We start from the raw sequence: 9,254 nt of genomic DNA, 5'->3' as shown, positions 1-9,254 counted from the left end.
CCAGCCGGAATTCCGGCTGGCCTGTTTATGTTTGGATTTGGAGTCTATTTTTATAGCCTCGACTTTTACACCACAGACAGGAAACGCTCCATATCTTCGTCCACTGTTGTGATGCCGCCGATGCCGAACGTATCGACCAGAACCTTCGCCACATTCGGGGACAGGAAGGCCGGCAGCGTCGGGCCGAGGTGGATGTTCTTCACGCCCAGGTAGAGCAGCGCGAGCAGAACGATTACGGCTTTTTGCTCATACCAGGCAATGTTGTAGGAAATCGGCAGCTCGTTGATGTCCGCAAGTCCGAACACTTCCTTCAGTTTCAGTGCGATGACAGCCAGCGAGTAGGAGTCGTTGCACTGCCCCGCGTCCAGTACGCGCGGAATGCCGCCAATGTCGCCAAGGTTGAGCTTGTTGTACTTGTATTTGGCGCAACCAGCCGTCAGGATGACCGTATCGCCCGGCAGCGCCTGCGCGAAATCGGTATAGTAGTTCCGGCTCTTCATCCGTCCGTCGCAGCCCGCCATAACGAAGAAGCGCTTGATCGCACCAGTCTTTACTGCATCGACCACCTTGTCGGCAACACCCATCACAGCCGCGTGGGCGAAGCCGCCGACAATTTCACCGCTCTCAATTCCGGTCGGAGGCGCACAGGTCTTGGCCTGCTCGATAATAGCGAAGAAGTCCTTTGGAGCGCCGTCTTGGCCGTCCGGGATATGCTTGATGCCGGGATAGCCCGTGTTGCCTGTCGTGTACAACCGGTCCTTGTAGCTGTCCTTCGGCGGCACGACGCAGTTGGTCGTCATCAGGATCGGGCCGTTAAAGCTGGCGAATTCCTCATTTTGCTTCCACCAGGCGTTGCCGTAGTTGCCGACAAAGTGGCTGTATTTCTTGAAAGCCGGATAGTAATGGGCAGGCAGCATTTCGCTGTGCGTGTATACGTCGACTCCCGTTCCCTCCGTCTGCTTCAGCAGCTCTTCCATATCCTTCAGGTCATGGCCGCTGATGAGAATACCCGGGCGGTCGCCGACGCCGATGTTCACCTTCGTAATTTCCGGATTGCCGTACGTCTCCGTGTTGGCACGATCCAGCAGCGCCATCACGTCTACGCCGTACTTGCCGCATTCCATGACGAGACCGACCAGCTCGTCCGCCGTCAGCTCATCGTTTAATGTAGCTGCAAGTCCGCGCTCCAGGAAGGCTTGCGCGCTTGCTTCATAATAGCCGAGCACTGCGGCATGCTCCATATAGGCGGCCATGCCCTTCAGGCCGTAAGTCAGCAGCTCGCGCAGGGAGCGGACATCCTCGTTCTCGGTGGCGAGCACCCCGACAGCCGACGCTTTGGCTTCCAGTTCTTCATCGGTGCCCGGCGTCCAGAGCGCGGCGTCATGGCCGCCTAGCGGAAGAGCCGCAAGCGAGCCATCCAGCCGTTTTCTCCAGCCGTCGCGAATGGCAATCCCTTCTCTGACTCTGGCAATAAATCCGTCGCGGTCAAAATTGGCGTTCGTGATGGTAGCGAACAGACTCTTGATAATGAACTGCTCCGATGCGATGTCGGTTACTCCGAGTTCCCGGCCTTTTACCGAATATATGGAGATTCCCTTCACTGTGTACAGCAAAAGATCCTGCAGACCCGCAACATCGCTCGTCTTCCCGCACACCCCCTGAATGGTGCACCCCGTTCCTTTGGCCGCCTCCTGGCACTGAAAACAAAACATACTCATTGAATAATCGCTCCTTATCTTCATTTTCTTCCGTATGCCGTCTGTGACTTTACTTGTTACTACTGATTGTAGTAGACTGGCGTCGAACTATCGGTAACAACTGTTACGGTTTATCTAAAATTATTTCAAAAATTGGAGGAGTTCGATGAAGCCCGAGCCTGGCGTGCTGCAGACCTGTCTGTTTTTTCGCGGGAAGAGTGTGGAGGAGCTTGACGTCTTGCTGGAGACAATGCGGTACAGCGTCCGGGACTTTCGCAAGTCCGAGATGATTATCAGCGAAGGCGAGACAGCCGACAGGCTGGGGATTGTGCTCTCCGGAGTGGTGGAAGTTCACAAAATTCATCCCGGCGGAGGCGGCATAACGATCGCCAGACTGGAAAAGGGGCAGACTTTCGGGGAAGCGGTGCTGTTCCGGAGGGAGAATCTATACCCGGCCACCATTATCTCTGCGGGGCGCAGCACGGTGATGTTCATCGGCAAGCAGGAGCTGCTTCGCCTGTTCGCGGCCGACACCGACATGCTCGCCCGGTATATGGAGAATCTCTCCGAGCGCCTCGTCATGGTCAACCGCAAGCTTGAAACTCTGTCGGCCGGTTCGCTCCGCCGCCGGGTTGTGCATGATTTGCTTCGGCAAGCGGACTTCCAGGGTGCGGACACGATCAAGCTGCCGTTCAGCCGCAAGGAATGGGCCGAGCACCTGAATGCCGCCCGCCCTTCCCTGTCCCGGGAGATGGGCCTGCTGCGCGACAATGGCTGGATTTCATTCAAAGGCAATACGGTCACGCTGCTGGACCGGAAGAAGCTGGAGGAGCTTTACGAAGACAAGTAGAGACTCTCCATCCGGGACAATATTCTCCGCTCGACTCGGCATGATGGTTTATGCAAAAAGACACAGCCCCAAAAAAAGACCTTCCGACATTAAGGAAGGTCATTTCTCTTCGGGTCTCAGCACCCCGTCAGCAATTAACGCTTGTTCAAACAACTGCACCAGTTCGCCGTCATAGTGGATTCCCGAGAGCCGCTTCAGTTCATCCATAGCGACCTCGGGAGGAAGCCCCTTGCGGTAAGGCCGGTCGGAGGTCATGGCGTCAAAGGTGTCGGCAATGCCGATAATTTTGGCCTCGGGCAGAATCTCTTCTTCTCTGATGCCGTAAGGATAGCCGGAGCCATCCAGCCGCTCATGATGCTGGAGGATAATTTTGAGTGCTTCCTGCTGATCGCTGGTTAGGTTGCCCGCCACCGGCGAAGCAAAGACCGCGCTGCTGAACAGAAACATCGCCAGCATAAGGAGCGGTCCGGTGGTCAGTAGCTTCTTGAGCATGTTTGATTTCCTATCTGAATTGGATTCGTTTTCACTTCATTATTATCAATTATTGTCGTCTACCAGATTACTCCGATATGAAAAATGCGAGAAATTTTATGCAATTATTTGGATTTTCTCTTAGGCTCCCGGGCATCCAATTTCTCCTGTTCGTACTGCCGAATCCAGGACTTCACCTGATTCTCGGGAATCGGCCGGCTGATGTAATAGCCCTGGACCTTGTCGCATTTCATTGTCTCCAGGAAATCCAGCTGTTCCTTCGTTTCGACCCCTTCCGCGGTGACGCTGAGACCCATATCATGACCAATGGCGATAATGGAGCCGGCCAGCGGCATGCTGCTGTTCTCATCAGGGATGCTGTCGATAAACGACTTGTCGATCTTCAGCGTTGTAATCGGGAGCTGCTTCAAATAGCTGAGGGAAGAATAGCCCGTCCCGAAATCGTCAAGGGCGATCCCGATCCCCCATTTTTTCAAATACTCCAGCTTGGTGCTGATTTCCTCGAAAGATTCCATAAATATAGACTCCGTAATCTCCAGCTCCAGATACCTGGGGTCAAGCCCCGTTTCACGCAATATCCTCAGGACGGTATCCGCGAAATCGGCGAGCAGCAGCTGGATCACCGAAATATTCACCGAAATATGATAGGGGCCGCGGCCCTGACGGTGAAGTCCCGCAAGAAAAAGGCACGCTCTCCGCAGAACCCACTCCCCGATCGGCACAATCAGGCGGCAGTCCTCGGCAATCCGGATAAAGGACAAGGGCGAGACAAAGCCCAGATCCGGGCTGTTCCAGCGAATCAGCGCCTCGAATCCCCAAAGCTCTCCCGTATGCAGATACACCTTGGGCTGGTAGTTCAGGAACAGCTCGTTGTTGTCGATCGCTCCCCGCAAATGCTTCTCCACGATCATCCGTTCGTCAAAATGCCGCTGCATATTCTGTCCGTACAGGACATATGTGCCTTTGCCCGCCTGTTTGGCCCTGTACATGGCAATATCGGCATTCTTAAGCAGCTCTTCGGCGCTCTTGCCGTCCCGGGGATACTGGGCGATGCCGACGCTGATGGAGACATGCACGGTGCTGTCGCCGAGCTGAAACGGCTCTTTGAAGCTCTGGATCAGCGCCTCGGCGTAGAACACCGTCTGCTCCGCCCGCTCCATATTTTTCAGCAGGATAACGAATTCGTCCCCGCCGAACCGGTAATGCCTGCTCTGATCCGGGGCCCTTCCCAGCAGCCGCTCTCCGGCCAGCATAAGCAGCCGGTCTCCGAAGGTATGACCCATTGTATCGTTGATATACTTGAAATTGTCGATGTCCAGAAAGTACAGCGCGGCCTTGCCGTCTTCATTCTTCTCGATGTACTCCTTCAATTCCTCCGTCAGGGACAACCGGTTCGGCAGCCCGCTGAGCCCATCGCTATAGGCAAGAAGCCGGTGCTTCTCCTCGCTGGCCTGAAGCAGCGCCTGGTTCTCGACCACCTTGTTGTACTGCTCCAGCAGTTCATCCTGCAGGGCGGTCAGTTCCTCATAGGTCGACTCCAGCTCCTGGTAGCTCATCTGAAGCTTGCTCTCGTAACCCTTAAGGTCCGTGACATCCGTCATCGAACCGGCAAACCGGACATATCCGCCTTCCTCGTTCCGCAGCACCTTGCCTCTGGCCTGAAACCACTTGTATTCACCCGATTTGGCGCGTATGCGGTATTCGCTGTAATAGTACGCCGTCCGCCCTGTCAGGTGGTCTCTGCGCTGCCGGTCCTCCTGTTCGAAATCCTCGGGATGGATAATGCCGCTCCAGCCGACATAGAACTCGTCAAGCTCCCCGATTTCATAGCCCAGAAGCTCGTACCATCTGTCCGAGAAATAATAGGTCATCGTCGTCATATCAAGGTCCCAGATTACCGCGTCGGCCCCATAAGCCGCCAGGGTGAACCTCTCGTTGCTCTCGGCCAGCTGCTTCCGGATTCTTCTGACCACCGAGACATGGAACAGCAGCACGGCGATGAATACAATCAGTACGGAGAACATTGCAATGAGGATCAGCACAAAGCTTCGATACGTCTCGTAAAAAGAGAACGGCTTGTTAATCACCTCGCTGCCCGGCGGAAGGTCCTTCACTTTAACATGAAAGCGCTCCAGTTGGTTGTAGTCAAATACATTGCGGCTTGTGCCGGCGTACGAGATGGCGATGCGGTCCGGACTTTCTCCGCTCAGGACGCGAAGCGCCACATTCGCGGCCTTCTCTCCCAGAAGCTTCCCGCTGAGCAGGTTGCCGCCGAATGCGCCGTGATTGAGCCCGTATTCATACATGTAGTAGAGCGGGACCGTGCTGATAGCCGCAACTCCGCTTGAAAACCGGTCAAGCTCGGTCACCCTGCCGGTCACATCGCTGTAGAAGGTGGTAGCGAGCAGGATGCTGTCGGAAGGAAGCGACGCGACCGTCCGGTCGATCTCCTCTTCTGACAGTTGATTCATGCTATGGAGCTTCAGCTCAGGGTGCATCAATTTAAGCTTCTTGATCACCAATTGGGCTGTGGACAGGCCGCTCTCCGAGTTATCGTACACCAGATAGACATTTCGGATGGAGGGATTAATGTAAAGCGCCATTTTTATCGTTTCGGAAGGGTCGATATTCTCGATGACGCCGGTGATGTTCTTGTGGTCCTTGATCTGGTCATAGCCGACCTCATTGATGCCGCTGAAAATAATGGGCGCGTTATCCAGCAGTTCTTCCCGGTTCTTGACTGCAAAATCGAACGCGCGGTCGTCCGTCGTTATAATGGCGTCGATATGTAATTTTGAGTATTTGCCCTTGATCAATTCGTAAAAGCGTTGCAGATTGTCCTGATTGGGATACCTCTTCCAGTCCAGATATTCCGTATAAATGACCGGAGGCGCCTTTGAGCTCTTCAATCGCTCCTCTATGCCGTCATTCTGATTGTCCGTCCAAGAGAATCCTTTATGATAGGAATGCAGAATCAGCACATTCTGCTGGGGAGTGTCAGCTTGATAGGCCCGGACATCTGCAGGATGCAGGATTGGCGCGAAGAGCAGAACCAGCAATATTACGCTCCACAAGCGCCTTTTATGAGAATACGCCATTCCTGTTCCCATATGCATAACCCACTCCTTCATGCCCATCATCATGCTCGCAGGAGCAAACGGGAAATTTCGACATTATACTAATTCGCGGCCAAATTTATACCTCCTTCTATATGTCGGAAGAAAGTGGTGAAATTTAAATGGCCGTCTTTATTTTTTGTGAACTTTCATATGCTAACCGGTTGACATACGATGTAAACGCTTTTATACTGATTGTATCTTCCAGCTCTTTCTCCGAATTATCAACTATTTCAAGTAGAACAGGAGCCGATAACATTGACCATTAAAAATGAGATCATGCTGATTACGTACGCCGACAGCCTGGGCAAGAACCTGCGCGAGACCGCCGAACTGCTCTCCTCCCATTTCAAGGGTATTATTGGAGGCGTTCACATTTTACCTTTTTACCCCTCCTCCGCCGACCGCGGATTTGCCCCGCTTACTTATGAAGAGGTCGATCCCGAGTTTGGAAACTGGGAGGATGTCGCCAAGATTGCAAGCGATTTCTATTTGATGTATGACTTCATGATTAACCATATCTCCCGCAGCTCGGCTTATTTCAAGGATTTTCAGGAGAACAAGGATGCCTCTCCCTTCCGCGATCTGTTTATCCGCTACAAGGACTTCTGGCCGGGCGGCGAGCCGACGCAGGAGGATGTTGACGCCATCTACAAGCGCAAGCCGAGAGCGCCGTACATTGATGTCACTTTTGCCGATGGCACGACCGAAAAAATCTGGTGCACCTTCGACGAGGAGCAGATCGACCTCAATCTGTATACGGAAACAACGAAACAGTTCGTGAAGGAACAGCTTCAGGGACTGGCCGAACGGGGCGCTTCGATCATCCGTCTGGACGCCTTTGCATATGCTACCAAAAAGCCGGGCACAAGCTGCTTCTTTATCGAACCGGACACCTGGGAAATGCTTGATGAGGTCAAGGCGATCCTGGAGCCGTACGGAGCGGAGCTGCTTCCGGAAATCCATGAGCACTACAGCATCCAGCTGAAGCTTGCGGAGAAGGGGTATTGGGTATACGATTTCGCGCTGCCGATGCTCGTGCTGCATGCGCTGTACAGCGGCAAGTCGGAACGGCTGACCCACTGGCTGAACATCTGCCCGCGCAAGCAGTTCACCACGCTGGATACGCATGACGGCATTGGCGTTGTCGACGCCGCCGACCTGATGACCCCCGAGGAAATCGAAGAGACGAAGAACAACCTGTTCTCCCAGGGGGCCAATGTGAAGCGGGTCTACAATACGATGGCTTACAACAACCTGGATATCTATCAGCTCAACTGCACCTACTATTCGGCCCTGGGCGACGATGACGACGCCTATGTGCTGGCCCGCGCCATTCAATTCTTTGCTCCCGGCATACCGCAGGTCTACTACGTCGGGCTGCTGGCCGGCAAAAATGATATCGAGCTGCTGGAAGAGACCAAAGTCGGACGCAATATCAACCGCCATTACTACACGAAGGAAGAGGCCCTGGAAAATCTGGAGCGTCCCGTGCTGAAGCGGCTGTTCGCGCTGATGAAGTTCCGCAACAGCTACGGCGCTTTTGACGGTAATTTGACGGTGGTGGACAACGGGGGCGGCTCCAAATTAGAATTGATCTGGAGAAACGGACCGCTTCGCGCCGTACTGTCCGCCGACCTTGCCACACGGGTGTTCACCGTGCATTATACGGATGAGCATACCGGCGAAGAGACGCTGCTGACCGGAGTGTGACCCTAAGCCCCATATTTTAAGGACAGGTTCCTGGCGGGACGCGCTTCACGCCAAGCGGTGATGAGCGCGCTCCCTCTTCGGGAATCCGCGACAGGAGCGACCCTATGCCCACCATTAAAGACGTCGCTTTACAAGCCGGGGTCTCGGTTACCACCGTATCCCGCGTGCTGAATAACCGGGGATATTTAAGCGAAGAGTTGAAGAAAAAAGTATACAGCGCCATGGAGCAGCTCAATTACCGCCCCAACGAGCTGGCCCGTTCGCTGAGCCGATCCAGATCGAATCTTATTGGACTGATTATTCCGCATGCGGGCCATCCCTTCTTCGGCGAATTAATCAGCCATATCGAGGAGCATGCCTATCTCCACGGGTACAGGCTGCTGCTGTGCAACTCCCGTCTGAACGGGCAGAAGGAAGCGGAATATATCGATATGCTGCGCGCGAGCCGAGTCGACGGCATTATCCTGGGCAGCCACACCCTGGAGGTGGAGGACTACCGCCAGATTCACCTGCCTGTGGTCACGTTCGACCGGCGGATCAGCGACGAGATTCCGTATATTTGCTCTGACAACTACAAGGGCGGAGAGCTGGCAACTGCGCTGCTGGCCGACAAGGGCTGCCGCAAAATCGCCCATATCGGCGGCCATCCCCATCCGGATCTGCTGGCGCTTAAACGGCTTGACGCCTTCGAGGAAATCGCCGGGCGGCGCGGCCTGCAGCATGTGGAAATGCATACCGACCTGCACGGGTTCGATTTTCCCGAATACGAGCGGCTGGCAGAGCGGCTGCTGGAGGAGCATCCCGATGTGGACGGCATCTTTGCCAGCAGCGATATCATCGCGGCCTATGCGCTTAAAGCATGCCTCGCCAGCGGGCGCCGGGTGCCCCGGGATATCAAGATTGTCGGCTACGACGGCATTTCGCTCCGCGGCCTGTTCTCACCCGATCTCACAACCGTATCCCAGCCGATTGCCGAGATGGGCCAAAGGGCGGTTGATCTCATCATGGCGCAGGTGCGGGGCGATGCCGTGCCGATGGAAAACATACTGCCTGTTACGCTGGTCCAAGGCGGGACAACGTAGACAAAAGGTGTTGAAGCATATTGCTGTGAGCATGGATGTGTACTTCGTTGACGCTCCAGGATCAAGGGGATGAGGCCGCGTTGTTTGGATTGAAGCTCAGCGTTCTGGTAGATGGGCAAAAGGTGCAGGCTTTTCAAATCCAAACCCTTCATACATCGAGAATTCCTGAATTTATGCAGGTATTGGAGGCCGTTTTAGCTGAATGGGAGACCAAGTGGCGGAAAAAACTGTATCTACGCAGGTGTGTGCTACAAGGGAGGTGTTCACACGGCCAAAAGATGCACAATTTCAGGCTTTCTTCCTG

The 9,254-nt window shown here is 54.5% G+C and carries 6 protein-coding genes; 3 read left to right on the top strand and 3 right to left on the bottom strand.

The window, feature by feature from the left end:
• Positions 1-65: 65 nt before the first annotated feature.
• On the bottom strand, positions 66-1,712 hold the full coding sequence (hcp, locus tag L692_RS0109020) for a hydroxylamine reductase (protein ID WP_198027731.1): 1,647 nt from the start codon (positions 1,710-1,712) through the stop codon (positions 66-68).
• A 151-nt stretch (positions 1,713-1,863) separates the two neighbouring features.
• Between hcp and L692_RS0109015 the strand changes: the two genes are divergently transcribed.
• Positions 1,864-2,547 carry a Crp/Fnr family transcriptional regulator gene (locus tag L692_RS0109015; RefSeq protein WP_025699141.1) on the top strand — a complete coding sequence of 228 codons (684 nt, stop codon included), beginning with the start codon at positions 1,864-1,866 and terminating at the stop codon, positions 2,545-2,547.
• A 99-nt stretch (positions 2,548-2,646) separates the two neighbouring features.
• Here the strand turns inward: L692_RS0109015 and L692_RS0109010 are convergent, their stop codons facing one another.
• Positions 2,647-3,039: an HD-GYP domain-containing protein gene (locus L692_RS0109010; protein WP_025699140.1), complete on the bottom strand. Its 393-nt coding sequence runs from the start codon at positions 3,037-3,039 to the stop codon at positions 2,647-2,649.
• 104 nt (positions 3,040-3,143) lie between these two features.
• Entirely contained in the window at positions 3,144-6,098 is a 2,955-nt protein-coding gene (locus tag L692_RS30560; RefSeq protein WP_198027730.1) for an ABC transporter substrate binding protein, read from the bottom strand.
• Between the two features lie 315 nt (positions 6,099-6,413).
• Between L692_RS30560 and gtfA the strand changes: the two genes are divergently transcribed.
• Positions 6,414-7,868 (top strand): sucrose phosphorylase, encoded by a 1,455-nt coding sequence (gene gtfA, locus L692_RS0109000; protein ID WP_025699138.1) that lies wholly within the window; start codon positions 6,414-6,416, stop codon positions 7,866-7,868.
• 104 nt (positions 7,869-7,972) lie between these two features.
• On the top strand, positions 7,973-8,950 hold the full coding sequence (locus L692_RS0108995; RefSeq protein WP_025699136.1) for a LacI family DNA-binding transcriptional regulator: 978 nt from the start codon (positions 7,973-7,975) through the stop codon (positions 8,948-8,950).
• The last annotated feature ends 304 nt before the right edge of the window (positions 8,951-9,254 follow it).

It is taken from the genome of Paenibacillus forsythiae T98 (assembly GCF_000520735.1).
Classification (GTDB): Bacteria; Bacillota; Bacilli; order Paenibacillales; family Paenibacillaceae; genus Paenibacillus_AQ; species Paenibacillus_AQ forsythiae.
Note: the sequence above shows the minus strand (reverse complement) of the source record. Positions and strands in the feature narration are given on the sequence as shown.

Coding starts and splice junctions, on each gene's coding strand:
- L692_RS0109010 (WP_025699140.1), bottom strand. CDS start 3,039: ATGCTCAAGAAGCTACTGACCACCGGACCGCTCCTTATGCTGGCGATG.
- L692_RS0108995 (WP_025699136.1), top strand. CDS start 7,973: ATGCCCACCATTAAAGACGTCGCTTTACAAGCCGGGGTCTCGGTTACC.
- hcp (WP_198027731.1), bottom strand. CDS start 1,712: ATGTTTTGTTTTCAGTGCCAGGAGGCGGCCAAAGGAACGGGGTGCACC.
- L692_RS0109015 (WP_025699141.1), top strand. CDS start 1,864: ATGAAGCCCGAGCCTGGCGTGCTGCAGACCTGTCTGTTTTTTCGCGGG.